26 protein-coding genes, 1 tRNA gene and 1 pseudogene are annotated in these 24,538 nt (G+C 68.4%); 13 read left to right on the top strand and 15 right to left on the bottom strand.

All coding sequences use genetic code 11. From position 1 onward, the window contains the following. Positions 1 to 132: 132 nt before the first annotated feature. Positions 133 to 456: a rhodanese-like domain-containing protein gene (locus tag ABH933_RS10850; protein ID WP_429416666.1), complete on the bottom strand. Its 324-nt coding sequence runs from the start codon at positions 454 to 456 to the stop codon at positions 133 to 135. Positions 457 to 542: 86 nt separating this feature from the next. On the opposite strand from ABH933_RS10850, the gene ABH933_RS10845 reads away from it, so the two are divergent. Beyond that, positions 543 to 1,010: a MarR family winged helix-turn-helix transcriptional regulator gene (locus ABH933_RS10845; protein WP_429416663.1), complete on the top strand. Its 468-nt coding sequence runs from the start codon at positions 543 to 545 to the stop codon at positions 1,008 to 1,010. A gap of 122 nt (positions 1,011 to 1,132) precedes the next feature. On the opposite strand, the gene ABH933_RS10840 is transcribed toward ABH933_RS10845, so the two are convergent. Continuing rightward, positions 1,133 to 2,107, bottom strand: a complete 975-nt coding sequence (locus tag ABH933_RS10840; RefSeq protein WP_429416660.1) for an RNA polymerase subunit sigma-70 — start codon at positions 2,105 to 2,107, stop codon at positions 1,133 to 1,135. A 120-nt stretch (positions 2,108 to 2,227) separates the two neighbouring features. Here ABH933_RS10840 and ABH933_RS10835 point away from each other — a divergent pair, with 120 nt between their 5' ends. The 4 genes from ABH933_RS10835 (at position 2,228) to ABH933_RS10820 (ending at position 4,741) form a co-directional block, all read left to right on the top strand. Beyond that, positions 2,228 to 3,130 carry an SDR family oxidoreductase gene (locus ABH933_RS10835; protein ID WP_429416657.1) on the top strand — a complete coding sequence of 301 codons (903 nt, stop codon included), beginning with the start codon at positions 2,228 to 2,230 and terminating at the stop codon, positions 3,128 to 3,130. Positions 3,131 to 3,182: 52 nt separating this feature from the next. Beyond that, positions 3,183 to 3,986 carry an alpha/beta fold hydrolase gene (locus ABH933_RS10830; protein WP_429416654.1) on the top strand — a complete coding sequence of 268 codons (804 nt, stop codon included), beginning with the start codon at positions 3,183 to 3,185 and terminating at the stop codon, positions 3,984 to 3,986. Then, complete coding sequence (locus ABH933_RS10825; RefSeq protein ID WP_429416651.1) at positions 3,983 to 4,525, top strand: TetR/AcrR family transcriptional regulator; 543 nt, start codon at positions 3,983 to 3,985, stop codon at positions 4,523 to 4,525. The genes ABH933_RS10830 and ABH933_RS10825 overlap by 4 nt, the downstream gene beginning before the upstream one ends. 129 nt (positions 4,526 to 4,654) lie before the next feature. Next, a tRNA-Ser gene (locus tag ABH933_RS10820) sits at positions 4,655 to 4,741 on the top strand. Positions 4,742 to 4,994: 253 nt separating this feature from the next. Here ABH933_RS10820 and ABH933_RS10815 read toward each other — a convergent pair. Then, positions 4,995 to 6,308, bottom strand: coding sequence for a nucleotidyl transferase AbiEii/AbiGii toxin family protein (locus ABH933_RS10815; RefSeq protein ID WP_429416648.1), 1,314 nt, complete (start codon positions 6,306 to 6,308; stop codon positions 4,995 to 4,997). Beyond that, complete coding sequence (locus ABH933_RS10810; RefSeq protein WP_429416645.1) at positions 6,305 to 6,955, bottom strand: hypothetical protein; 651 nt, start codon at positions 6,953 to 6,955, stop codon at positions 6,305 to 6,307. The genes ABH933_RS10815 and ABH933_RS10810 overlap by 4 nt, the downstream gene beginning before the upstream one ends. Before the next feature lie 446 nt (positions 6,956 to 7,401). Here ABH933_RS10810 and ligA point away from each other — a divergent pair, with 446 nt between their 5' ends. The 3 genes from ligA to ABH933_RS10795 all read left to right on the top strand — a co-directional run bounded on the left by ligA (position 7,402) and on the right by ABH933_RS10795 (position 10,879). Continuing rightward, positions 7,402 to 9,393: an NAD-dependent DNA ligase LigA gene (ligA, locus tag ABH933_RS10805; protein WP_429416642.1), complete on the top strand. Its 1,992-nt coding sequence runs from the start codon at positions 7,402 to 7,404 to the stop codon at positions 9,391 to 9,393. A 407-nt stretch (positions 9,394 to 9,800) separates the two neighbouring features. Continuing rightward, positions 9,801 to 10,532 (top strand): 2OG-Fe(II) oxygenase, encoded by a 732-nt coding sequence (locus ABH933_RS10800; RefSeq protein WP_429416639.1) that lies wholly within the window; start codon positions 9,801 to 9,803, stop codon positions 10,530 to 10,532. Then, positions 10,529 to 10,879 carry an Ada metal-binding domain-containing protein gene (locus ABH933_RS10795; protein WP_429416636.1) on the top strand — a complete coding sequence of 117 codons (351 nt, stop codon included), beginning with the start codon at positions 10,529 to 10,531 and terminating at the stop codon, positions 10,877 to 10,879. The genes ABH933_RS10800 and ABH933_RS10795 overlap by 4 nt, the downstream gene beginning before the upstream one ends. Here the strand turns inward: ABH933_RS10795 and ABH933_RS10790 are convergent. From ABH933_RS10790 to ABH933_RS10780, 3 genes and pseudogenes are all read right to left on the bottom strand, one after another. Then, positions 10,851 to 11,429: pseudogene (locus tag ABH933_RS10790) on the bottom strand (dihydrofolate reductase family protein). The gene ABH933_RS10795 and the pseudogene ABH933_RS10790 sit on opposite strands and share 29 nt — an antisense overlap. 116 nt (positions 11,430 to 11,545) lie before the next feature. Continuing rightward, positions 11,546 to 11,671 (bottom strand): hypothetical protein, encoded by a 126-nt coding sequence (locus ABH933_RS10785; RefSeq protein WP_429416633.1) that lies wholly within the window; start codon positions 11,669 to 11,671, stop codon positions 11,546 to 11,548. 207 nt (positions 11,672 to 11,878) lie between these two features. Then, on the bottom strand, positions 11,879 to 12,481 hold the full coding sequence (locus ABH933_RS10780; RefSeq protein WP_429416631.1) for a TetR/AcrR family transcriptional regulator: 603 nt from the start codon (positions 12,479 to 12,481) through the stop codon (positions 11,879 to 11,881). A gap of 57 nt (positions 12,482 to 12,538) precedes the next feature. Here ABH933_RS10780 and ABH933_RS10775 point away from each other — a divergent pair, with 57 nt between their 5' ends. After that, complete coding sequence (locus tag ABH933_RS10775; RefSeq protein ID WP_429416628.1) at positions 12,539 to 13,114, top strand: dihydrofolate reductase family protein; 576 nt, start codon at positions 12,539 to 12,541, stop codon at positions 13,112 to 13,114. A 424-nt stretch (positions 13,115 to 13,538) separates the two neighbouring features. Here ABH933_RS10775 and ABH933_RS10770 read toward each other — a convergent pair whose 3' ends face one another. From ABH933_RS10770 to ABH933_RS10760, 3 genes are all read right to left on the bottom strand, one after another. Next, positions 13,539 to 14,192 (bottom strand): enoyl-CoA hydratase-related protein, encoded by a 654-nt coding sequence (locus ABH933_RS10770; protein ID WP_429416625.1) that lies wholly within the window; start codon positions 14,190 to 14,192, stop codon positions 13,539 to 13,541. After that, positions 14,152 to 14,808, bottom strand: coding sequence for a TetR/AcrR family transcriptional regulator (locus ABH933_RS10765; protein WP_429416622.1), 657 nt, complete (start codon positions 14,806 to 14,808; stop codon positions 14,152 to 14,154). Before ABH933_RS10765 ends, ABH933_RS10770 begins: the two co-directional genes overlap by 41 nt. 197 nt (positions 14,809 to 15,005) lie before the next feature. Then, complete coding sequence (locus tag ABH933_RS10760; protein ID WP_429417775.1) at positions 15,006 to 15,665, bottom strand: TetR/AcrR family transcriptional regulator; 660 nt, start codon at positions 15,663 to 15,665, stop codon at positions 15,006 to 15,008. A 302-nt stretch (positions 15,666 to 15,967) separates the two neighbouring features. Between ABH933_RS10760 and ABH933_RS10755 the strand changes: the two genes are divergently transcribed. Continuing rightward, positions 15,968 to 17,197, top strand: coding sequence for an oxygenase MpaB family protein (locus ABH933_RS10755; protein WP_429416619.1), 1,230 nt, complete (start codon positions 15,968 to 15,970; stop codon positions 17,195 to 17,197). Between the two features lie 266 nt (positions 17,198 to 17,463). Here ABH933_RS10755 and ABH933_RS10750 read toward each other — a convergent pair whose 3' ends face one another. After that, on the bottom strand, positions 17,464 to 18,186 hold the full coding sequence (locus ABH933_RS10750; protein ID WP_429416616.1) for a hypothetical protein: 723 nt from the start codon (positions 18,184 to 18,186) through the stop codon (positions 17,464 to 17,466). Between the two features lie 112 nt (positions 18,187 to 18,298). On the opposite strand from ABH933_RS10750, the gene ABH933_RS10745 reads away from it, so the two are divergent. Next, positions 18,299 to 19,372 carry a glycosyltransferase gene (locus tag ABH933_RS10745; RefSeq protein ID WP_429416613.1) on the top strand — a complete coding sequence of 358 codons (1,074 nt, stop codon included), beginning with the start codon at positions 18,299 to 18,301 and terminating at the stop codon, positions 19,370 to 19,372. 8 nt (positions 19,373 to 19,380) lie between these two features. Here ABH933_RS10745 and ABH933_RS10740 read toward each other — a convergent pair whose 3' ends face one another. Then, complete coding sequence (locus ABH933_RS10740) at positions 19,381 to 20,382, bottom strand: helix-turn-helix domain-containing protein (RefSeq protein ID WP_429416610.1); 1,002 nt, start codon at positions 20,380 to 20,382, stop codon at positions 19,381 to 19,383. Positions 20,383 to 20,399: 17 nt separating this feature from the next. Between ABH933_RS10740 and ABH933_RS10735 the strand changes: the two genes are divergently transcribed. Continuing rightward, entirely contained in the window at positions 20,400 to 21,494 is a 1,095-nt protein-coding gene (locus tag ABH933_RS10735; protein WP_429416607.1) for an alpha/beta hydrolase, read from the top strand. Between the two features lie 124 nt (positions 21,495 to 21,618). Continuing rightward, positions 21,619 to 22,035 (top strand): nitroreductase family deazaflavin-dependent oxidoreductase, encoded by a 417-nt coding sequence (locus ABH933_RS10730; RefSeq protein WP_429416604.1) that lies wholly within the window; start codon positions 21,619 to 21,621, stop codon positions 22,033 to 22,035. A gap of 57 nt (positions 22,036 to 22,092) precedes the next feature. Here ABH933_RS10730 and ABH933_RS10725 read toward each other — a convergent pair whose 3' ends face one another. Genes ABH933_RS10725 through ABH933_RS10715 form a run of 3 tightly spaced genes read right to left on the bottom strand, consistent with a single transcriptional unit; the run spans position 22,093 to position 24,532 of the window. Further along, positions 22,093 to 22,677, bottom strand: a complete 585-nt coding sequence (locus ABH933_RS10725; protein ID WP_429416601.1) for a YbhB/YbcL family Raf kinase inhibitor-like protein — start codon at positions 22,675 to 22,677, stop codon at positions 22,093 to 22,095. A 47-nt stretch (positions 22,678 to 22,724) separates the two neighbouring features. Next, positions 22,725 to 23,288, bottom strand: a complete 564-nt coding sequence (locus ABH933_RS10720; RefSeq protein ID WP_429416598.1) for a 3-isopropylmalate dehydratase — start codon at positions 23,286 to 23,288, stop codon at positions 22,725 to 22,727. After that, positions 23,285 to 24,532 (bottom strand): 3-isopropylmalate dehydratase large subunit, encoded by a 1,248-nt coding sequence (locus ABH933_RS10715; protein ID WP_429416595.1) that lies wholly within the window; start codon positions 24,530 to 24,532, stop codon positions 23,285 to 23,287. Before ABH933_RS10715 ends, ABH933_RS10720 begins: the two co-directional genes overlap by 4 nt. Positions 24,533 to 24,538: the final 6 nt, after the last annotated feature.

Here is a 24,538-nt window from a genome sequence, read left to right as displayed (position 1 = left end):
GACGACCCCGGACATGGTGCGCCGCATGCGCAGAACGCACCGGCGCGCGAACCCCGGCGGGCTCCTAGTGCGACGCTTGCACGCCAGCCGGCGAGCGCACCTCGCGAGGATTCGCGTGCTGTGCCGGAATGCTCAGCTTTCGATCGGCAGCCCGGCGGTCGTCCAGTCCTCGATGCCGTCGCGGTACTTGCGCACGTTGGTGTAGCCGAGAGCCTCGAGGCTGGTGGCCACCTGCTGACTGTTGCCGCAGGCCGCGTTGGAGCAATAGGTGACGATCGCCGCCGACTTGTCCGGAAGAAGTTGCGGTGCTGTGGATTTCACGTCGGACTCGACCAGGTTCAACGCGCCGGGCAGGTGCGCCTTGGCGTAGTACTCGGCGCCGAGTGCGTCGATCACGGTCACCGATCCGGCCTCGATTTCCTTGGCGAGCTCGTCGCGGGTGATCAGTTCGGTCATGACAGGAAGCCCTTCTCGGGGGAATTTATGTGCGTGTGCACGCTACTACATGTGTGCGTGCGCACGCAATAGGTTACGATCGGGCGGTGCCGACGAACGCGAAGCGAACTCCTCCGGCGGTCGCCGCCTGGGCGGCGTTGCTGCAGGTGCACGCCGCGCTGGTCCCCGAACTCGACGCCGCCCTGCGCCGCGCGGTCGGGCTGCCGCTGAACTGGTACGACGTGCTGCTGGAACTCGATGCGCCGCAACGTCTTCGGATGAGCGACCTGGGCGAGCGAGTGGTGCTGAGCCGCACCAGGGTGAGCCGGTTGGTCACCGAATTGGAGGCGCAGGGCCTGGTGCGCCGCGAATCCAATCCGGACGACGGGCGCTCGGCCTTCGTGAGCATCACCGACACGGGCCGTCAGCGGCTCCGCGAGGCCGCTCCGCACTATCTCTCCGGCATCGAGGAACGCTTCGCCGCGGCGAGCGCCGACGAACTGAACGCGCTGGCCGCGACGCTGCGCAAGGTGCTGGGGCCGGCCGACCTGCCCGATCCGCGCGTACGCGGCTGAGCCGCCGCGCCTCCTGAACTGTCATCGATCGCTTGTCGGACGTTGCCTTCTGCGATCGCGGTCGACAACGGAGCGCGGTGGTTATCGCCGTGTAGTTCTTACGACGGGCGTCCCGGTGGGTGCTACATCGCGTCGGCCAGCCCGAAGAGCGGGAAAAGGCTTGGCGTGATGTGGATTTCGATGGAGATCACAGAGTCGTCATCGACTGTCGGAATCGCAATGGCGAAGGCGCGTAGATCCGAACGATCCGGGACGCGGTGGTAGATCGCGAATGCCGGGGAGCCGTTGGCTCGGGTTCGCACGATATGCGCGCTGCGGCAGGGATGGGGGTCGCGCCGGAACCAGTGTGCGACCGCGTCCCGGCCCGCCAGCCAGAGGCTGTGCGGCGGCATCGACAGCGTCGCGTCGTGATGCAGCAGTGCGGTGAGGGCTGCGACGTCGTATCGCTGGAAGGCATCGATGAAGCGTTCGAGCAGCTCGCGCTGCCGTTCGGTGAGTTCGGCCGGTTCGGGCGGCGTGGATCCCTCGGCGAGGCGGGAGCGTGCTCGCCGCAGGTGACCGTTCGCCGCGGCGACCGTGAGATCGAGTAGGTCGGCGGTCTCGGCGGCGCTGAACTCCAGGACGTCACGCAGGATCAGCACGGCGCGCTGCATGGGGGACAGGCTCTGCAGGGCCGCGACGAACGCGAGGCGAACCGAGTCGTGCAGGACGGCGGTCCGGGCGGGATCAGCGGCGGCCGGCAACAGCCAGTCGTCGGGCGCCGGTTGCAACCACCGGGCATGGTCGGCCGGGCCGAGTGACGAGGTGGCGGCACCGGCGTCGGCGACATCGATCGGCCGTTCCCGGCGCGGGCGCCTTCTGAGCATGTCCAGGCAGACGTTGGTGGCGATCCGATACAGCCACACCCGCGGCGAGGACCTCCCGGCGAAGCCGTCGCGGCCCCGCCATGCGCGCAGCATCGTCTCCTGAACCGCCTCCTCGGCGTCGATCGCCGAGCCGAGCATCCGGTAGGAGTAGCCCAGCAGCTCGGGACGGTGCCGCGCGTGAATATCGGTCCAGTCGATGCCGGTTTCGCGGGCGGCGGCGCTCGTGGTCACCTCACCCGCAACACCCGGACGCCGGAACCGATTCCCGGGTACGTGGTCAGTTCCCGCGATGCTGCGCGTCTACAGGTATGAGGGTCGCGCGGTGCGGCCCGGGTTCGACGAGGAGTCGCAATGATATTGATTACCGGTAGCACCGGCCTGACCGGCTCGGCAGCAGTTCGAGAGTTCGTGCGCCGGGGCCGGCCCGTGCGCGCCATGGTTCGCAATCCGGCCGGGATCGCGGGCTCGGTGCCCGGCGTCGAGACCGTGGTAGCCGATCTGCTCGAAAAGCACACTCTCGCAGCGGCTCTGGACGGCATCGACGCGGTCGTGCTCATCTCCAGCGCCGACGACCGGATGGTCGAGGCGCAGTGCAACCTGATCGATGCGGCGGTCGCCGCGGGCGTCCGGCGCGTGGTGAAAATATCGGGCCTGGGGACGGATCCGAACTCTCCCTTCCGATTCGGGCGTTACCACGCGCAGATCGAACAGCATCTCGAGGCCGCGCCCATCGGGTGGACGATATTGCGGCCTGGTCAATTCATGCAGGTCTACTACCGCGAGGTGCCGACCATGCTGGCGCAGGGGACATTCGAGCAGCCGCTCGGCGAAACCCGCTTGGCGCCCATCGATGTCGAGGACATCGCCAGGGTCGCCTACGCGACCGCGGTGGAGGACGGTCACGAATCCTCGACCTACGAGATGACCGGGCCGCAGGCGCTGACCATGACCGAGGTCTGCGGGATCCTCTCGACGGTCCTGGGCGCGCCGATCCGCTACGTCGACATCGATCCCGAGGAGAAGCGTCGTCGCATCGTCGCCGCGGGTATTCCACCCCACTTCGCCGACGACCTGGACATCCTGTTCCGCCTCCGCCGTGAGGGCGGGCCCGAATCAACCGTTCAGACGGCAGTATTCGACCGGCTCGGCTTGCGCCCGACCCCCTTCGCCGAGTTCGCCGAGAGGTCCGCTCCGGTGTTCCGCGGGACCGAGGGTCCGGAACACCTCTGGGCCGCGGGCTGGCAATCCCGGTAGTCATGGCGGTAGACTTTCGATGACCGTACGGTCAGCCGATTAAGGAGGTGCCATGCCATACGTCACCACTCGGGCCGGTCGGATCCACGTCGCGGAGCGCGGCGACGGACCGCCGGTCGTGCTGCTGCACGCCACTGGGCACGATCATCACGACTTCGACCCGGTCATCGATCGTCTCGCCGAGGGGTTCCGGGTGTTCGCCGTGGACTGGCCCGGGCACGGCGAGTCCGACCCGCTTCCGCGTGGGATGTCCGCTTCCGCAGTGCTTTTCGCGGATGTGCTGGAGGAGGTGGTCGAGGGGCTGGGGATCGAGGCGGCCACGGTGATCGGCAACTCCGTTGGGGGATATGCCGCCGCGCGGCTAGCGGCGGCCCATCCCGAGCGGGTGTCGCGGTTGGTGCTGGTCAATACCGGTGGCTATACCGGGCGCGGCCCGCTCGTCCGCGTCGCGTGCCGGATGCTGGGCATTCCCGCCCTGGCCCGGATCATCTTCCCGCGGTTGATACCTCGGTACATGCGGGCGCGCAGCGAGAACGATCGTGTGGTCGAGGCGAATGCCATTGCGCGGGCCCGCACTTCGCAGGGCGCGGAATTGATCGCCGGGCTGTGGCGCAGCTTCACCGACCCGGCGTACGACCTGCGCGGTACTCGAATTCTCGCGCCCACGCTGCTGGTGTGGGGCACTCTCGACATCGTGTTGCCCCTGCGGGAGGTGCGGTCGGTGCAGGCGGCCCTGCCTGACGCCGAGTTGGCTACCCTCGAAACAGGGCACGTCGTCTTCTCTTCCGATCCGGGCGGATTCCTCACGCACGTCACGCAATTCTTGCACCGAGCCGATGCCGCGGTGGAGGGATGACGACGCGGCAGGACGGCGCCGACCGGACCCGCGCCGAACTGCTCGATGCGGGTTTACGGCTGGCGCAGCAGCTGGGCCTAGCCCAGATAAGCGTTAATCGAATCGTCGCCGAGGCCGGGGTGGCGAAGGGCAGCTTCTTCCATCACTTCGGTGACCGTGCCGGATATCTGCGGGCGCTGCACCGGGCCTTCCACGATCGGATCCTCGCGCCCCTGGAGAATTTCGACGAGCTGCCACCGGGGCGGGATCGGCTGTGGCACAGCGCCGTTGGATACCTGGACGCGTTTCTCGAGCAGCCCGGTGTGCGGGCGGTGCTGCTGGAGGCGCGCGCCGAGCCGGCCGTGCTGGAGGAGATCCGCGCCCGCAACGAATCCCTCGCGCGGTTGGGCGAACCCGACTTCGCCGCGATGGGCTGGCCGTATCCGCTCGACGGGGCGCGGCTGTGGGTTCGGCTGGTCGCGGAGGCCGCGCTCATCGAGTTCGATTCCGGTGCGTGCCAACCGGATACCCGGGCAGCGCTGCATCACTATCTGCGCTGAGGAGGTGCCGTAGGTGGGGCGCGGCGTCGGGCGGTAAAACCCTTCGCCGCCAGGCTCTCGATGCGGTACCGTCAATTCCATGACGTACCACTACAATTCATCCCAATCGTCCCGCGCTTAGGCGTGTCTGGAGGATTGGCCGAGTGGTAGCGGCAGCGGTTTGCTGAACCGTCGTCAGGTGATGAGCCTGCGGGAGTTCGAGTCTCCCATCCTCCGTCCAGGAGGATGATGCCGTTAGGTGACGGTCGTCGCCCGGAAAGCGAACGGGTGGCCGCAAGGCTACTGAGATTCGAGTTCTCCATCCTCCGCGAGGAAGACGAAACCATCATGGAGATGGTCCCCGTTTCGAATGCGGGTGGATGCTACGGCATTGGAGTTCGAGCCTTCCGTCTTCCGCTCGGGAAGGTGCGCCTCTGGTGAGGCAGTAACCGGCGGCATCGATGCGGGAGAATCGAGCCTGGACAGATGGTCACGGTACCAGACGTTGCGCGACGTGTCGGGGATCGGCGTGGCCGCCCGGGATTCGGTCGGAGGGTAGGCGCGCCACGAGGTCTGCGGCTCGGCCGAGCGAGCAGTTCGGGCCGAGGAGCTCGCGGACGAGCACGATGCGTTCGGCGATCGAATGATGCGAGTCGGCGAACGATTGGGCGAGGCCGGGCAGGCCCTCGGAGGCGAATACCTCACGCAGGGTGGGCAATTCGTGGCGGCAGTGCTCGGTCAGCAGCGGCAGGAGCCTGTTCGGGCCGTTGTGGAAGGTCGGAGCCAACGCGACCGCGAGTCGCCAGACCAACTGTTCGTGTACGCGGATCAGCCGCAGATCCTCGCCTGCGAAGGCATGCCAGTCGACGTCGTTCGCGATCCAGACGATCGTGTCCAGCGGGGCTCCGAGACCGACGTAACCGGACTGGCCGCAGGAGAGCAACGTCTTGTCGAGAAACTCGCCGGGGAGTGGGCATTGTTCTGCCAGCAGGACGGCGTCGTACAGGTCCTTGCCCAGCGGTAGTGCCGGCTCTCGGCCCTCGTGGTCCTCCTCGCAATAGTCGTAATCGTCCTCCTCGTACTCGAGGTCCTCCTCCTCGTCTTCCTCCGGGTCCGCGCGATCTGCCTGGGGTGCCACGTGATTCACCTCCCGAGCGAGGTGGCGCGCTGTGCGTGTTGTGGCTTCATCGTGGCCCTCGGGCAGCGCGTGGTCGGGATCGCCGAGGGTCGGGGAGTCGGCCATGAGCCAGGCAATCTTCCATGCCAGCGACTGCCGTTTGGTGGCGGCGCGCAGCATGAACGGTGGGCCCGGCAGACTCGATCGCGGGATCGGTGTCAGCTCCGGCGGGTCGTGGAGGGCATCGTCCACCGCGAAATCGATCTGCACGGTGCCCACGTGTCCACGCCCGTGCCAGGTCAGTAGCAAACGGTAACCGGACACGGTGTAGAAGGTGTCGCCGGCGAGCGGCTCTATCGATTCCGGGTGGTGACTGATGAAGACCGTGCTGCTCGGCCGGTGCGACATCGTCGCGGCATCGGTGGCGATGTCCTCGAGCATCTCGTCGGTGCCGGGCTCGTCGAGCCGGGTGCGCTGGTAATCCACAACGAAATCCAGGTCGGCGGGCTCGCGCGCGCACGCCCCGAACCACGCCTTGACCAGGACGCTGCCGCGCAGCACCAGATGCGACGACCAGGGTGACTCCGCGATCGCGGCCAGTGCGTGATCGATCGCCTCGCGCCTCGCGGCCACCCAGTCGGCGCCGTCCTCGGGTTCGGTGAAATACCAGGGCAGCCGGGCGGTCACGACGCCACCGCCGCTTCGGTGATCCAGCCCTCGTCGACCGACTCGTTCGTGTCGAGCACCACGAATTCCCGCTCGACGGACAGGATTCGGTAGTCCGGCAGCACCGCCAGCAGGGCCGCGAGGCGGTCCTGCGCCGTCCGGTCGCCGACGGCTCGGCAGCGCTGGGTAACGAACCTCTCGGTGCGGCCGTCCGGCCGGACCCGCCGGGCATTCGCGGACACATGCGCGCGGTGACCGGTTACCGTCTCGGCCAGTCCTTCCGGTTCTACGCCGGCGGGGAGTAACAGCTTGATGTGGTGTTCGAAGTAGTAGCTCGGCCCGAGGTTTGCGGCCGCATCGTCAGTGCGGGGGACACCCTCGGCCCACGGCGTCGCCTCGAGCTTCACCCGCGTCACCCGGAAGCCTGCCTCGGACAGCCCGGCAACGACCGTACGGATCCAATCATGCACCGCCACAGCGGTTCCGGAACGCCGAACGGTCAACATCGGCTGATCGGGCGTGCGCCCGCGCAGCAGCACGATGTGCGTGAATTTCATATCATGGTGCGTCGCATAGCGTTCCAGCGTCGCCGCCGTCCCCGGTTCGTCCGTCGCGACGGTGATATGCGCCTCGAAATCACCCCGCGCCGCCGCCAGCTCAACCTCCATCACCCCCTCATCGAAGCACGGACCACCGACAAACTCTGCTGCCGCACACAACCACCGTTCCCGAGGTTGTAGCGGGAACCGAAGTGCCGCATATCGATTCCCGTGCCCATCTGCGCTCGCACAGCGGTAGCCCGCGTGTCTCCGGCCGGACGTCGGCTCCAGCCTGTCTGTCGAGATCGGCGCGGAGGCCGGAACCGAGCCGAGGGAGGCTGATTGCCGTGCACCCCCCGCGGCCAGTTCGTGCACGCCGAAGATCCGTGCCGCGTCGGCCGTCTGCTCGTCAGTCGGATCCGATCCGTCGGTGTCAGAACGAATTTCGCCAGCGCGCCGTAGCGGACCGCTGACGACAGCGCTGGTTGTGCGACACATCCGGCGGTCGGGCACCGGGATGGCGGTTCTGCGGCGGGTCCGCCTGTTTGTCGGTGGGTATCGGTAGCGTCTGGGGCGTGGACACTGGAGAACGCATCCAACAGCTCGCCGACCGCATTGTGGCGCTGCGCGACGCCTACTACCAGGGCTCGCCGCTGGTGGCCGATGCCGAGTACGACGGGATCGAGGACGAGCTGCGCGCGCTGGTCGCGGCGCACCCCGACCTGACGCCGGACCCGAATCCGCTGGAGCAGGTCGGCGCGCCCGCCGTGCTGCACGCCCCGATCCGGCACGCGCGCCCGATGCTGTCGCTCGAGAAGGCAACCACGCCCGAACAGGTCGCCGCGTTCTTCGATCGTTTTCCCGGGCAGTCGGTGGTGGTGATGCCCAAGCTCGACGGCCTGTCCCTGTCCCTGGTCTACGAGGACGGGCGGCTGGTGCGTGCGGTGACCCGCGGCGACGGGACGACCGGTGACGACGTGACCATGCTGGTCCGTGCGCTGGTCGACGGTGTTCCCGAGCGGGTCGAGGTCCCCGGCCGGGTGGAGGTGCGCGGCGAGGCGGTCATGCTGCGTTCGACCTTCGCGGCCTACAACACCGCGCACCCGGACAAACCGTTGATCAATCCACGCAATGCCGCCGCGGGCACGCTGCGCGCGAAGGATCCGGCCACCGTCGCCGAGCGGCGCCTACGATTCTTCGGCTTCGATCTGGATACCGCCGCGGACGACGCCGCGGTGGACCTGGGGGAGGGCTTGCGTGCCCTGGGTGTCGCGGGTGCGCAGATGCGGCTGTGCACCGACGCCGAGCAGGCTCAGGCCGCGATCACCGCGATCGAACAGGGCCGCAACGACCTGGACTACGACATCGACGGCGCGGTCTTACGGCTGGCCGACCGGGATGCATACGCCGCCGCGGGGACCAGGTCGAACTCGCCGCGTGGTGCGCTGGCGTTCAAGTTCGCCGCCGAGGAGAAGACCACGCTGCTGGCCGACGTCGTCTGGGACGTCGGCAAGACGGGCAAGATCGTGCCGGTCGCGTGGCTGGAGCCGGTATTCGTGGGCGGCACCACGGTCACCAAGGCCACGCTGGCCAACCAGGAGGTGATCCGCGCCCGCGACATCAAGGTGGGGGACACGGTGCTGGTGCGCCGCGCGGGCGATGTGATCCCGTTCGTGGCGGGCGTCCTGGACGCCTCCAAGCGCACCGGCGCCGAGCGTGAGATCGTGCCGCCCACCGTCTGTCCCTCGTGCGGGCAGCCGGTGACAGAGCAGGGCAACAGCCGAGAACTGTTCTGCACCAACGTATCCTGTCCCGCGCAGACGGTCCGCAGGCTCATCCACTGGGCCTCGCGCGCCGCGGCGGACATCGACGCCATCGGCGGGGTGTGGATCGAACGCCTGGCCGAGGCGGGCATCCTGGAACGCCCGTCGGACTTCTACACCCTGACCACCGAGCGCCTGCTCGAGTTCGACCGCATCGGCGAGGTCTCGGCCGCCCGCATGATCGACTCGATCGACGCCAGCCGGCAGGTCGGCCTGCGCCGCGCGCTCATCGGCCTGGCGATCCCGATGGCCTCCGACGGCACCGCCGCCCGCCTGGCTCGCGCGGGATTCGGCTCCCTCGAAGAGGTCGCCGAGGCGGGCGACGAACGGCTCGTGGCAGTGGAGGATATCGGACCGAAGGTCGCCGCCTCGCTGGTCGAACACCTGACCCGGCTGCGCCCGGAACTGGAACGGCTGCGCGCGGTGGGCGTCAGCCTGGACGTGCGCGCGGAGGACCTGCCACCGGTCGTCGCGGCCGGCGCACCCCTGGAGGGCAAGACGGTGGTGATCACCGGCGCCATCAGCGACCCGCGCTCGGGGGAGAAGGTCGCCCGCCCGACGTTCCAGCGCCTGTGCGAGAAGGCGGGTGCGACGACGGCCTCCTCGGTCTCGGCGAGCACCGACATGCTCATCACCGGTGCGGGAGTCGGCGAGAGCAAGCTGAGCAAGGCGGAGAAGCTCGGCGTCGCGGTCGTCGACCAGAACGAGATCTGGACCATGCTGATCGCCGCCAACGTCGTCTGAGCGCGAAACCGCTACCACCACCACGCATTCCATCCGCGACAGGGCGCCTGCCAGAGCGAGCGCGGTGAAGCAGCTGCCCCCGAAACCCTCCCGGCGGTGTCGAGCAGGCCCTCGGTCTTTCCCCGGACCGCCGCGGTCGTCCTGCCCGGCCGCCGCGAATCTCCGGCACCACCGAGGCCGCAGCTGGGGAATGCGTGCTCGAGCCCCTGTCCAGCGCGGCGTGCACACGCCGCCCGCACCGCCGAAGGACATCGTGACCAGCTGCCCCGGCGACCTGCGCGAGCTGGGCCGCCTGCGTCGACCGCAGCATGATGTCCGGAATCCGCCGGAAACACAGAGTCATTGACCGCACAGTGGGAGGTGAGAAACCGACCGGGCAGCAACGCCGAGATACCGAGGAGTCCGCCATGATCGAGTCCACGCGGAGCACGGGGCCGGTCGCCGATCGTCTCGCGGGCGCCGACTGGACGGCTTTGGCCGGCGATCTCGACGAGTTCGGTAGCGCCGCGATCGGACCGCTGCTCACGCGCGCCGAATGCCGCAGGATCGCGGCCCTGTACGACGAGCCCGATCGCTTTCGCACGACGGTGGACATGGCCCGTCACCGCTTCGGCCGCGGCGAGTACCGCTACTTCACCCACGACCTGCCCGCCCCCGTGCGGGAATTACGCGAGGCGTTCTATCCCCGCCTGCTGCCCGTCGCGCGCGTCTGGGCGCAGCGGCTCGGCGGCCCCGCGCCGTGGCCCGACAGCCTGGACGAGTGGCTCGAAATGTGCCATGCCGCAGGACAATCCCGGTCCGCCCAGATCCTGCTGCGCTACGGCCCGGGCGACTGGAACGCCCTGCATCGCGACGTATTCGGCGACATGCTGTTCCCCCTGCAGGTCGTCGTCGGCCTCGACGCGCCGGGCACGGACTTCACCGGCGGCGAGTTCCTGATGACCGAGCAGCGTCCCCGCGCCCAGTCTCGCGGCTCGTCCACAACCATCCCGCAGGGCCACGGCCTGATCTTCACCACACGCGAGCGCCCGGTCGCGACCGCGCGGGGCTGGTCGAAGGCGCCCATGCGGCACGGGGTCAGCACCGTCCGGTCCGGCCGCAGGCGCACCCTGGGCCTCGTATTCCACGATGCCGCATGACCACCGCCGCGGACGCGCCGCACCCTGTCTACATGCTCACCGGTGCGGACGGACGGACCTATCGGAGCACCGAGCCGGGCACGGTCGGCGGGTACCGCCGCCGCCGGCTCTACGGGCGGCTGGACTGTCCCTCCGCGGTGCGGGCCATCGCCCGTGGCCACTACATCGAATACCGGGTGTTCTTCGCCGACGAGACCACTGCGATCGCCGCCGGGTACCGACCCTGTGCGGTCTGCCTGCCGGAGAAGTACATCGGCTGGAAAGCGGCCCGGGACACCGCGAGCGGCTCGGCCACCGGGGAGCCTCGCCGGGCCGCCCTCAGGGATGCGGGCTGGGCCGGTAGCTGAGTTCCTGGATATTGCCGTCCAGTGTCCGGCTCTCGATCAGTTCGAGGTCGAAATCGGCCGCGCCCTGAAAGATCGGCTCGTCGCCGGTCCGGCCGGTGATGACCGGGAAGAGCGTCACCTGGACGAGGTCGACCAGGCCCGCGACCATCAGCGCCCGGTTCAACGACGGGCTGCCGTGCGAGCGCAGCGGCACCGGTGACTCCTGCTCGAGCCGGGCGACGACCTCGACCGCGTCGCCGCCCGCAACCGTCGCGTCCGGCCAGTCGAGGGGTTCCGCCAACGTGGACGACACCACCGTCGCCGGCAGGTTCCGCATCCGGGTGACCCAGGGGTCGCGCAGTGCCTCGTCCATGCCCTCGGCCAGCATCTGTGCGAACGCCCGGTAGGTGTTGGCCCCGAGGATCATTCGCTGCCTCGCCTCGTACAACGCGAGGCGGTGCGCGAGCAGTTCGGGTCCCTGCTTTCCCTAGTAACCGCCCCAGTCGCCCCCGCTCACGCTGCCGTAGCCGTCGAGGCTGGAGAAGACGTCGAAGGTGTAGGTAACGGTCACGATGCACTCTTCGGGTCGCGTTGATCGGGTGTGTCTGGATAGACGGAGTGCGCGGCGAAACTCGTCGCACGAATTCGTCGTGCGCTCGCCCCAGGCGATGCGTGCTCGCCCGGCTGCTAGTGGGGGTAGCAGGCGGGGGCGGTGCTGTCCATCCAGCAGTCCGCGCTTCCGGTGGGCACCAGCAGCGCGCCGAACATGCCCGAGGTCATTGAGATGAGCTGAGCCAGCGAGATGAGTTGCATGCGTCGAACCTTCTCGAGGTGAAGAAACTCGCACGATACCTTGCTCTAGCGCCGGTGGGCAGCCCTGAATTCGGGGGGCCGCCAGGTGTGGCGAATCAGGCAGGGGAGCAAGATAATTCGTGATCCCAGCGGACGGCGGGCAGGCTCAGCGTGCGGATCAGGCGGCCGTACCCGGGGGTGTCGCCGGTGCCGCTGACGCCGAACATGTCAAGGGATGTCGCGGGTGGCGGGAATTGTCCGCTCGACGATGGTCCGCACCAGTTCGGCAGCCTGCTGTTCATCGAAAATGCCCGGGAGTGTGAGTCTTTCGAGTATGAGCCAGTTCAGCGCGAGATACAGCAGTGCGACGGTGTTCTCGCCGCCGGGCAGTCCCGATTCCCGGTAGTTGTCGATATTGAAGTCGAGATCAGCGCGCACCCGCTGGGTGAGCAGCGCCTGGAGTTCGGGTCGCCGGGTGGCCTCCAGTCGCAGTTCGAGGATGGCGAGATAGCCGGTGCGGAAGTGGGATACGCGCTCGACCACCTCGGTCATGAGTTCGGTCATGCTCTCGCGCGTCTGCGGTCCGCGCGATTGTGCTATTGCCTCGTCGCTGGGGACCAGGCGCTCGTAATAGCGGTTGCCGACCTGGACGAGGAGTTCGTCGCGGTTGGCGAAGTAGTTGGAGGCGGTTCCGGCGGGCACCGCGGCCTGCTGGTCTACCGCGCGGAAGGTCAGCCCGCGGGCGCCCTCCTGCGCCAGGACCTCGATCGATGCGTCCAGCAGGGCCTGTCGACGCCCCGGGTTGGTGCGGACCACTTGATACCACTCCATTCGTAGTATTATGGTTCATAACCACTTCGGACATAGTACTACAATCGAGGCGGTTAAGTGCGAAAGCTTGTCTACTACGTGGGAGTCACCCTCGACGGTTACATCGCAGGTCCGCAGGGGGAAGTGGACTTCGCCCCGCTGAGCGAGGACATGATGGCATGGTTCGCCGAGTGTTACCTGGAGACGCTTCCGACCCATGTTCGTGAGCACATGGGTATCCCGGCCGATGCGCCGAACCGGACGATGGACACCGTGCTGATGGGCCGCGGCACCTACGAGCCGGGTCTCGCGATCGGCGCCGACAGTCCGTACAACCATCTGAAGCAGTACATCTTCTCCAGTGCCCTTGCCTCGGTGGACAATCCGCAGGTGGAGATCGTCGACGGCGATCCGGTTCGACTGGTACGGCAGCTGAAAAGCGAACCCGGCCTGGACATCTGGCTCTGCGGCGGCGGAAACCTGGCCGGTCAGCTCATCGGCGAGATCGACCGGATGGTCATCAAGAGCTATCCCGTGCTCTGGGGCGAGGGTGCCCGGGCGCTGTCGGGACACTTCGATCCGACGCGGTTCACTGTCACGCAGCGCAGGGAATTCAGCAACGGCGTACAGGTCACCTGGTTCGACCGGACCTGATCGAGCATGCCGCGTCACCTGCCCGGCTCGGAGCACTCCATTTCGTTCCGTGACCCTGGAGTGCTCGACGCGGCATGCCTCGAGGACGGGCTGGTTGGATGCAGGCCGCTTTTCTGCCCCGCTCAACGCTGGGAACACCGCCGTGTCTGCGAGCACGACCCGCAGACACGGCGCGGGTAACCCCAGTGCCGGTGTTGCGGGCCACGAAGCTGTTTCACTGTGAGGCGCAGGGGGTTTGGGGCGCACCGGCCCCCGCCGAACCGGGCGGATCAGCGTGGCGACGGGCTCGGGCCCCCCAGCGAAACGCCCTGTGCGCGAGCCAGCTTCGACAGCTCGACGTGCCGTTCGGGCTCGGCGTACCCGCGAGCGTCGACCGGGCCGTGGGCCGGATCGTTAGGCGCCGACCCGTGTTCGCAGCGCCGGTTCAGGCCTCGGACAGGGCGGCCGCCGCGTTCGCGAACATGGTCGACTTGATCGCGCCCAGGGTGGTCTGGTCCTTCGCGCCGAGCGGGGCGAGCATCGCCAGGGCGGTGTCGATGACGGCGTCGGCCTCGGCGGTGGCATCGACAAGGTCGTGGGCGAGGGCATCGGGACCGCCGAAGCGGCGCCCCGTGGTCATCGAGGCGACCGCCGATTTCGGGGTGAGCTTGGACTGGATGAGGGCCGCCATGCCGCGGCTGAACGGGATTCGGATATCGGCCTCGGGGAAGCAGAAGTAGCCGCGGTCGGTGCGCATGACCCGGAAGTCGTGGGCGATGGCCAGCATGGCGCCGGCGCCGAAGGCGTGGCCGTTGAGTGCGGCGGCGGTGGGGACCGGGAGGGTCAGCATCCGCGCCAGGAGCGATTGCACCTGTGCCACATACCATTCGGCGCGGTCGCCGTTGGCCGAGAGCCAGTCGAGGTCGAGGCCGTTGGAGTAGAACTTGCCCGAGGCGGTGGTGATCAGAGCCTGGGCGCCCTCGGCGACGACGGCGTCCAGGTGCGCGCCGATCTCGTCGAGGAAGTCGGGGGAGAAGCGATTCTCGTCGTCGCCGATGTCAAGGACGGCGATCTTGTCGTGGTAGCTGAGAGTGGGCATGGGGGTTTCCTTTCTTGGGAGTCCGAGGCGCGGGACCGATGTCCAGGACCGCGCGGATGGCGGCCCGAAGCTGTTGGGGGGCAACGGGATCGGCGAGTCGGTCCCGTTCGATCAGGATCGCGGTGGGCAGGTCGACCAGGCAGATGGTGAGGGTGTCCACGGCCTGCGCGTCGGTGCGGTCCCACAGCCGCCGCGCGAGGGTCTTCATGAGCTCGACCAGGGCGCGCTGCGGGGCGTCCAGCTCCTCGCGCAGGGCATCGGGCAGTTCCTCGCCGAGCAGGTCGTCCCGGCGCACGGTGAAGAACAACCGCGTCGAGAGCGGATAGCGAGCGTCGAACTCGACGCAGGCCTCTCCGGCCGCGACGACCTGGGCGATCGGTTCTCCGGCCGCCGCCACCAATTCGCCCTGCACCTCCAGGAACCGCTGCGCGGCGCGAATCCAGGTGCGCCCCAGCAGTTCCGCCCGCGACCCGAAGGTGTGGTAGAGCGCCCCGTTGGAGACGCCGGTGGCGGCGGCGACGGCGCGGATGGTCACCGCGGCAGGCCCGGATCGCACGGCCAGCGTCTCGGCCGCGTCGAGAACATCGTCCGGGTCGTGGATGCGGGGGCGGGGCATGCGCTCAGAGTAACAGAGCAAGCGCTCTTCTATTATGTCATCGGACCTCTGTGGGTCCCTCGCTCGATGCGAACGGCGATGGATCGGATCCGCCGCATGCGGACTCCGGGCGCCGACGACGGCTGGAGTGTTTCGATCCTCGTGCGGAGGGGGATAGCTAACCGGACGCTCGGTGTCGAGCGGTTGATCTTGGGCGATCAGGTTCCGTGACCGGGCGTGGTCAGCATGGGGACGAGGAACTGACAGGCGATCGCCGCGAGCTGCTCGTCGTCGTCGACGTTCAGGACACGGCTCGGTATCGCCAGGAACGAGGCGCAGACGCGAACCATCATCTCGGCGACCAGATCGGTGTCGATCGCCTCGGAGACGTTGCCCGCGTGCTGTTCCCGGCGCAGCTGCCCGGCCACGAAGCCGCGGACCGCGGCGAGGGTGCGGCCGTTGTCGCCCACCATCGAACTGACCAGCAGGCCCGGCTCGTCGGCGATCAGTCCGCCGATCAGCGGGTTGGCCCGGATGGTGCGCACCGAACAGACGAAGCCCGCGACCACCCGGTCCGCGGCGGTCTCGGCGCCCTCGATATCGCGGAAGAACTGGTGGAAATAGCGGACGAATTCCCGCAGGATCACCTGTTCTATCAACACGTCCTTGGTGGCGAACCGACGATAGAGCGTGATCCGCGAGACCTTGGCGCGGCGCGCGACGTCCTCCATTGTCGAGCGTTGAATGCCCATGCGGCAGAACTGCTCGTACGCGGAATCCAGTAGCCTCGTACGGATTTCGTCGGTGTCACCGACCTGCCCGACGGCATCGGTGTAGGCGCGCTCCAGCAGTGATTCCGGCCCGCCCGCGGCCGTCATGTGCACCGATAGTGCCGGTTCCACGCTCTGCTCCTTCGCCCTGGGCCGCGACGCCGGACTTGTCCATGCCGGAAGTCATACCCCGCCAACGGTACCGGCGGCGAACAGTGCGCCGCTGGGCACCGGTGCCGACGACCCTCCGTCAAGCTGGTCGAGCAGGTCCTGAATAACACTCCACGGGTTCATCGGCATTCCCTTCATTCTTGCCCCTTGTGATCAAGAGCACATCGTGATGTTATCAGAGATACAGAGATTCAATCTCTGTATCTCTATATCTTTCACTCGAAGAAGAGAGCTATGCCATGGATGGACTCGGGCTGAACAGGCGTGCGGCACTGCGGGCGGGCGGCGGACTCCTCGGCGCCGCCGGGGCGCTGGCACTGGGCGCGCGAACGGCGCGGGCCGACCCGTGGACCTGGTCGTCGAGCGGTTCGGTGCTCGGCAGCGGCAAAGGCGCGGATCCCTTGACGCTCTGGGACTCCGAGGCCGATCCGGTGCTGGCCGACGTCCTGGATCACGCCGACGTCCCCGCGATCAACGCGTTGCTGCGGACCTGGACCCGCAATGGTCAACCGCCGCCGGACGGGCTGCCCAAGGGCCTTCACGATTTCATCGAATACGCGCGGCAGCTACCGTCGTGGACCGATCAGGCCAAGCTGGCCAGCTCATTCGAATTCACCAAGAAACGGGGCACGTTGCTGGGCGTGCTCTACGCGTTCGACAGCGGCATGATGAGCACCGTCATTCCGCACGAGGCGCGCGCGGTGTATTACTCGCGGGGCGGATCGCACCTGAAGGAACGCATCGCCAAAACCGCGAAATTCGGATACGACATCGGCACGGTGAACGCCTACGCTCCTGACGGCGAGATGATCGTGACCTGCGTCAAGACCAGGATCATCCACGCGGCGGTGCGGCACCTGCTGCCGCAGTCCCCGTACTGGCCCAAGGGCAAGAACATCATCCCGATCAGCCAGGACGACCTGATGGTCACCTGGCACAGCCTCCCGACCAGCATCAAGCGGACGCTCACCGCGTGGAATGTGCCCATCGCCCCCGACGAATCCGAGGGCTACCTGCACAGCTGGCAGCTGGCCGGGCACCTGCTGGGCATCCGAGACGAATACCTCCCCGCGACATGGGATCAGGCCGAGGCGCAGGCCCGGCAGGTCCTGGACCCGATCCTGGAGCCGACCGCGGAGGGCAACAACCTGGCCGATCAACTCCTCAGCCTCGGCGCCGATCTCGACCTGACCCTGCTCAGCCGGCCGATCCTGGGCGCGTTCACCCGGTTCGTGCTGGGGGACAAGATCGCCGACCGGCTGCTCATACCGCGCGAGCCCGTCTGGAGCCCGCTGCTCGAATTCAGCTGGGGGCCTTACCTTGCCGTGCGGGAAGGGCTGCTGGACGTCATCCCGCCCACCCAGGACGCCTACTGGATGTTCGACGAATTCCTGCGCCAGTTCGCGATGTGGTACCTGGCTGAGCTGCGGATGCCACTCAGCATCGAAATCCCGCAAACCAACCGGTAATTCGGCCATATCGGCGCGACCGGAAAGCCTCGGCACACCGGCCGCGGCCCGATGCGATCGGCCGGCGCCCCGAACACCGGCACGAGCAGCACCCCCGCGCCGTCGTACACCGCCGGCAGCACTCCAAGCGCCAGCAGGCTCGCGTGTCCGGATCGGGTCTACCCGTCCAGCCCGGCCGCGATGCTGTGCGCGCCGAACGCGGTGACGAACCCGACCTCGAACACCGGCACCAGCCCGATTCGTCGGCGATCGGGTCGGCTCGGTGTTCATCGTGGGTGTCCGGCAACCGATTCGGAGATGCGGCTGCCACCGCCCGGGTCGTGCTCGGCAAGCGCCGTGTGCGCGACGGCGGAGGCAAGGTCGCACTGTTGACGTACCGTCTTCACGGTTGTGGCGGTCCTGGCGACCTGCTGAGTGACGGTGACCTGTAGCGGCCGGGTCGAGCCGGTGTCGACGGTGAGCATGCAGACCGTTTTCGTTACGCCGCTGTCCAATCCGGCCGCCCACTGGTCGCCGGCGCGGACCGCGTAGTAGCGCTGATCGAGGATGAAGCGCTCGAACAGTTGGGCGGAGTCCTTGTCCACCGTCATCGCGGTCAGGCCGCTGCCGTCGTCTTCCGGATAGCTCCGTCGCCAGAAGTTCGCGAAAGACGTTGCTGTGGTGAGGATTGCGACGACATCGTCGCCGGTGATCCAGCAGCCGTGGCCGGTCTCCATCGGCGTGGCCGGGAGATCCGGCGCGATATCGGCAATCGCGCGCACCCCCGGGGTGAATGCGGTGCACTCCGAGCCCGGTGCGAATACCGGTGCGCGGTCGCTGGGGAAGCGGATGTTGTCGTCGTGGACCGCGTCCGCGGGCAGTGTCGCGGCGTGGGGGGCGGTGGTCGTGCTCCGGCTGGGACCGGCTGGGGATGCCGAGCATCCGCTCACGGCCGCCAGCGCGCAGGTCGCGAGCACCGCAAGGGTCCAGGTCGAGAATCCGTGTGCCATCGCGGCCCATTATTCGGCAACATGGTCGCACCGGCTCTTCGTGTAGCGCGGCACCACCGGTGGCGGGAAGCATCGGAGAATCGGCTCTCCGGCCGTCGGTATCGTATCGGTGGTGCGGTTTCATGTCGTCAACCTGCCCCACACCCAGACCACCAAGCGGTACTCGCCGTGCGCGTATACCCAGAAGGTGCGGCGGTTCTGCGACATGATGTCCAGTCAGGGGCACGAGGTGTTCCTGTACGCCTCGCAGGAGAACGAGGCCGCCTGCACCGAAATGGTCACCATCGTGACCAAGGACGAGCAGCGAGAGTGGTTCGGCAGCAACGACTTCATGACCGGGCCGATCAACATCACCTGGAGCAAGCAGGATGAGCACTGGCTCGTCACCAATCAACGGGCCATCGCCGCGATCGCCGAGCGCGCCGAGCCGCGCGACTTCATCTGCATCATCGGCGGCACCTGTCAGGAGGCCATCGGCGCGGCCTTCCCGAACATGATGACCGTGGAATTCGGCGTCGGCTACAGCGGTGTCTTCGCGAAGCACCGGGTGTTCGAGAGCTATGCGTGGATGCACGCGGTGCACGGGGCGCACACGACGCTGTCGGGGATCATGAGCGACCGCGGCCGGTTCTACGATGCGGTGATCCCGAACTACTTCGACGTGGAGGAGTTCCCGTACTCGGCGGAGAAGGACGACTACTACCTGTTCATCGGCCGCCTCATCGAGTCCAAGGGCTACCAGATCGCCGTGGACACCTGCCGGACCCTCGATCGCAAGCTGGTGATCGCGGGCGCGGGCACGCCGCCGGATTTCGGTGAGTACGTCGGCATCGTGGACCCGCAGCGCCGCGGCGAGCTGATGAGCCGCGCCCGCGCGGTGTTCGTGCCCTCGCTGTATCTGGAGCCGTTCGGCGGCGTGCACGTGGAGGCGATGCTGTGCGGCACGCCCGTGATCACCACGGACTGGGGGGCTTTCAGCGAAACCGTGCAGCAGGGCGTGCAGGGATTCCGTTGCCGCTCGATGCGGGAGTTCTGCGACGCCGCCGCCGCCGTGGACAAGCTCGACTACCAGGGCATCCGCGACTACGCGGTGTCCCGCTTCTCCACGCCCGTGATCGCCGGACAGTACGAGGCGTACTTCCGGCGCCTGGAAACCCTGTGGGGCAAGGGCTTTTACGCACTGTGAGTGCTCGTTCAGCCGAGCATTCGCATCACCATGGCGAGGTGGAGGCGAAAGCGGTTGTGCGGGTTGTCCAGCGCGAACCCCAGGACGGATTCGGCCTGCTCGAGGCGGTAGGCCACGGTGCTGTGGTGGCGGTGGACGACGGTGGCGGCCTTGCGAATCGAGTCGGTGGTGCACACGGCGCGCAGGATGGCGATCAGGTCCGCGCCACCGGGTTCGGCGGCGATGCGATCCAGGGCCGCGACATCCGGCGACGTGGCGATGTCCTGCGGCCGTAGCCGTCCGGCCAGGACCAGCAGGCCGCCCAACTCGTCCGCCCGGACGACGGGTTGTTCGGGGCAGGACAGGCGCAGGGCGGTGCGCGCGTCGCGCCAGGATTCGCTGGCCCGGATGGCGGGGAGCGCGGGGCCGATGCCGGTCGGCTCGGCGTCGGGTGGAATCGGGGGAGCGTCCGCGGGGAGCAGGGTCACCGCCTGGTCGCCGACCTGAGCCCAGCGCGCCGGTCCCGATGGGGGGCGTGCGGAGACCGCGACCCGGAGCGGGGCGGTGGGGCCCACGCCGAGCAGATGGAGCGCCCGCGAGCGCTCGGCAATACCGGCCGAGTCGGAGACCGCGAGCTCGACCAGCGCCGAATCTCCCATGGCGGGAAGGGGATTCACGGTGCTATCGAGCAGGATCGAGCCCGACAGTGCGAGCCGCTCGAGCACCATCTCGTCGAAGGCCATCGTTCCGGCGGGCCGGGCCAGCCAGAACGAGGCATCGCCGACGGTCCGGATCCGGGCCCGGGGCGGCGCGGCGTGGACGTCCACGGTCCCCGACGGGTCGGCCCGTAGGACGAGTCCGCGTCCGGCCGCCTCGACGCCGACCTGGCACTCCGCCAGCGCCGCGGTATTGCGCAGGAGCGTGTCCAGGTCGGCCCTGCCAGTGATCAGTGCGTCGAAGAATTCGATCACCCGGACGGCACTCTCGGCGTCCGCGTCCAGTCCGGACAGCCGTAACAACAGGCCCTTCATAAATCGAGGCTACCGAGGTGTTCCGCCGGGCGGCGGAATACCGGCCGCGGATCTCCGCCGTCCGGCGGCTGCTGGGGGCGGTGGGCTCGGGCAAGCTGAAGCGGTCGACGACGAGAGGCAGCGAGATGACCGACAACGACTACGCGATCGACCCGGAACTGTTGCCCTGGCTGGCAATGCTCCCGACGGTCGACCTCGCCGACATGGCCGCCGCCCGGGCCGGGCTCGGCGAGCTGGCCGCTTCGCTGCCGCCGGTGCAGATCCCCGACGGCCTCGAGATCCGCGAGGTGCGGATCCCCGGGCACGACGGCACCGAGATCACCGCCCGCGTCTACGCAACGGCCAAGGCGGGCAACGGACTCCGGAGCGGGTACGTCCACATTCACGGTGGCGGATTCGTCCTGGGCGACCTCGACACCTTCGAACAGACACCGGTCGACATCGCCGCGGCCTGCGATGTCGTGGTCGTCGCCCCCGACTACCGGCTCGCGCCGGAGCATCCGTTCCCGGCGGGGCTCGAGGACTGTTACGCCACTCTGGAATGGCTCGCCGCCAATGCCGCGGACCTGGGCGTCGACCCCGCGCGCATCGCCGTCGGCGGCGAGAGCGCCGGAGGTGGGCTCTCGGCGGCGGTGGCACTGCTCGCCCGGGATCGGCAGGGTCCGCCGCTGTGCTTCCAACTGCTCGAGATCCCCGAGCTCGACGATCGTCTCGACACCCCGTCCATGCGCCGGTTCGTGGACACTCCGATCTGGAATCAGCCTGCGGCCGTGTGGAGTTGGAAGTACTATCTGTCCGGCACGCCGGAGGTGCCGGGCCTGCAGTACGCGGCCCCGGCGCGGGCACACGACCTGGCGGGCCTGCCGCCCGCCTTCGTCTCCACGTGCGAATTCGATCCGCTGCGCGACGAGGGCATGAGCTACGCTCAGCGCCTGCTCGCGGCCGGGGTCAGCACGGAGCTGCACCACTACCGTGGCACCTTCCACGGCTCGGAAATGGTCCGGGAGGCGGCCGTCAGCCGCAGGATGGCAGCCGACCGCATGGACGCCCTCCGCCGGGCCCTGGGCGCGGCCACCGGCTCCGATCGGCCTGTCGGAGAACGCGTGTCGTAGTTGCCGCGGGCGCACAGTCCAACGATGGGGCGAATCGCTTGCGGCCCTTCCGGACAGGCGTTGTGGGGCGTGTCGCGAGCCCGGCCGATACGCTATCGGTACAGCCCCTACGAACGGAGCCGTCATGTCCGCTCAACAACGCCCCGATAATGCCCCCGACCTGCCGAATCTCTTTCCGGCCTGGATCGACCGCTTTCAGACGAGGTATGTGAACCCGCTGCTGCGCCCCGTGGCGCGCTACCTCCCGGCGTTCGCGGTCGTGAAGCATCGCGGCCGCAAGTCCGGTACCGCGTACGAGACCGTCGTGAACGCCTACCGCAAGGGCGACGTCGTCGCGGTCCTGCTGGGCCACGGCAAGACCGACTGGGCGAAGAACGTGCTGGCAGCGGGCGGTGCCGACCTGCGGCTGAGCGGCCGGGACGTGCACGTCATCAACCCGCGAATCCTGCCGGCCGGTTCGGACGCCGAGGGCGTGGACCTGCCGCGCATCGCCCGCATGGGCGGGCGCCGGATGGGCGTTTTCGTCGCCACCGTCGCCTGAGCGGTCGCCGCCGCCGGGCGCGAGGCTGACTCGCGCCTCCGTGCCCGGAGCTCAGGGTTAGTCGCGTTGGTAGGTGCCAGTGAGGCGGCCGCGAGCGATGACGTGGCCGTCCATGGCGGTCAGGGTGCGCGGGAGGGTGGCTTCGTCGGCCAGCCCGCTGGGGGTGTCGAGCGCGAACAGCTGGAAAATGTAGCGGTGTGGTCCGTGCCCGGGGATGGGGCGTGGCCCGGCGTAACCGCGGCGTTTGAACGAGCCCACGCCGATGTGCGCCGAGAGCGGCTCGGATGGGCTGCCGGGCGCCGGGAGATTCATTGCGCCTTCACGCAATTCGCCGATTCCGGGGTCGATGCCGGTGAGCAGGGCGTGCACGATCGGGCGCGGCAGCGGGACATCGGGGTCCTCGACGATCAGGACCAGTTCGGCGGCCGCCTCGGGCGCTCCCGACCAGGCGAGCGGGGGCGCGATGTTGTCGCCGACCCCCGCTCCGGCGTATCGGCGCGGAATGGGTGCCCCGTCGGCGAAGGCATTGCTGGTCACGGTGATCGTCTCGGGTGCCGCGCCAGCCGCCGGATGGTGCCAGGCGGTCTTGCCGATCCCAGCGCGGGCGGGTTGTAGAAGCCGCCCGATTATGTTGCGGGCCATGGGAACTCCATCGGTGGTGTGGTCCGGAATCGGGGTGGAGTGACCGGTCATGCCGTCGCCCCGCCCTCGACCGGAATCGCGCCGGAGCGCAGCATCTCGAGCAGTTCTCGCGGCAGATAGCCGTGTTCGGCGAGCCGGGCCAGGATCCCGCCGCTGGCGAGAATCTCCAGGATCAGCGGGGGCAGCGGAGCGGTGTGCCCGGACGTTCCCGCGGTCTCGTTGCGGTAATCACCGGTGGCGATGTCGAAGACCGCTCGGTCGCCGTCGCCGAAGAACCGGGGCGCGCCGGGCACGGTGAGCGCGGGCAGCCCGGCATTGATCGCATTGCGGAAGAAGAGGGAATTGAACTCCTCCGCGATCAGCGCACTCACCCCGAGGTGCCGGAACAGCGCGGCGACGGGACGGGACGAGCCGACGCCGAAGTTTTTGCCCGCCACCACGATATCGCCCGGGTCGACCTGGTCGGTCCAGCCCGGCCGGAGCTGGTGGAAGACATGCGCGGCGGCCTCGGGGACATCGAGCTTCATCGCGAACGCCGGATACATCGCGTCCGTGTCGATCGAGTCGCCGAACACCCAGACCTTCCCGCGCACAGTGGTTTTCGCGTTCATGCGCTCACGCTCCGCGGATCGGTGATGTACCCGGCGACGGCGGAGGCGGCCACCGTGGCCGGTGAGGCCATGTAGATCTCGGCCTCGGTGCTGCCCATGCGGCCGGTGAAATTGCGGGTGCTGGAGGTCAGGCAGACCTCGCCGGGACCGACCACGCCCATGTGATAGCCGAAGCAGGCGCCGCAGGTGGCGTTGGTGACCACCGCGCCCGCGTCGGCGAGGTCCTGTAGATAGCCCAGCCGCATCGCGTCCCGGTAGATCTGTTGCGACGCGGGGGTGATCAGCAGTCGCACGCCCGGCGCAACGGTCCTGCCGCGCAGGATATCCGCGGCGATCCGTAGGTCCTCGAGCTGCCCGTTCGCGCAGGAGCCGATGAAAGCCTGGTCGATGGTGCGGTGTTCGATGCCGGAGACGGGTAATCCGTTGCGGCTCACCGTGCCCGGCCTGGCGACGTAGGGCTCCAGCCCGGACAGGTCGATCGTCCGCACGTCCGCGTACTGGGCGTCGGGATCGGCCTCGGCGGCGCGGAAGTCGGTGACGCCCCGCGCGGCCAGGAATTCGCGCAGCAGCTCGTCGACGCCGAATGTGGCGAAGTCGGCGGAGATCTCGGCGGCCTGGGTGGCGATGGTGCGCCGGTCGTTGAGCGGCACGCTCGCCAGGCCGGATCCGCCGAACTCGAGGTTCTGGTTGGTGGCGTCCCCGAAGGCGTTGGCCAGGTAGAGGAATACATCCTTGCCGCTGACCTCCGGGGGCAGCGTGCCGGTCAGCTCGTAGCGCACGGTCGGCGCGACCTGATACCAGGTGGAGCCGGTGCACAGAATGGAGTACACCTCGGTGGGGCCCATGCCACGGGCCGCGGTGTTGTACGCCCCGCCGGCGCAGGTGTGAGAATCGGTGCAGGCCAGCACCTCTCCCGGGCGCGCGAGCCCGTTCTCCGCGATCACCTGATGGCAGATGCCGTGCCGTCCGACATCGAAGAACTTCTCGATTCCCAAGTCGACGACGAACTTTCGCGCCTTCGGCCCGCCCGCGGCGTCCTTCAGGGTCGGGGCGGGGACCGCGTGATCCATGATGACCGCCACCTTGTCCGGATCGTGGATCCGCGCCGGAGGTATCCACATCGTCGCGAACTGCAGGTCGATCATTACGCACATGTCGACCTCGACGGTGACGATGTCACCCGGTGCGACCCGCGCGAGCCCGGCCTTGCGGGCGAGCAGGTTCTCGATCATGGTCATTCCCATGGGTTT

The sequence above is a fragment of the Nocardia sp. GP40 genome, from assembly GCF_050434125.1.
Lineage (GTDB): Bacteria > Actinomycetota > Actinomycetes > Mycobacteriales > Mycobacteriaceae > Nocardia > Nocardia albiluteola.
This window is presented reverse-complemented; position numbering and strand designations above follow the sequence as displayed.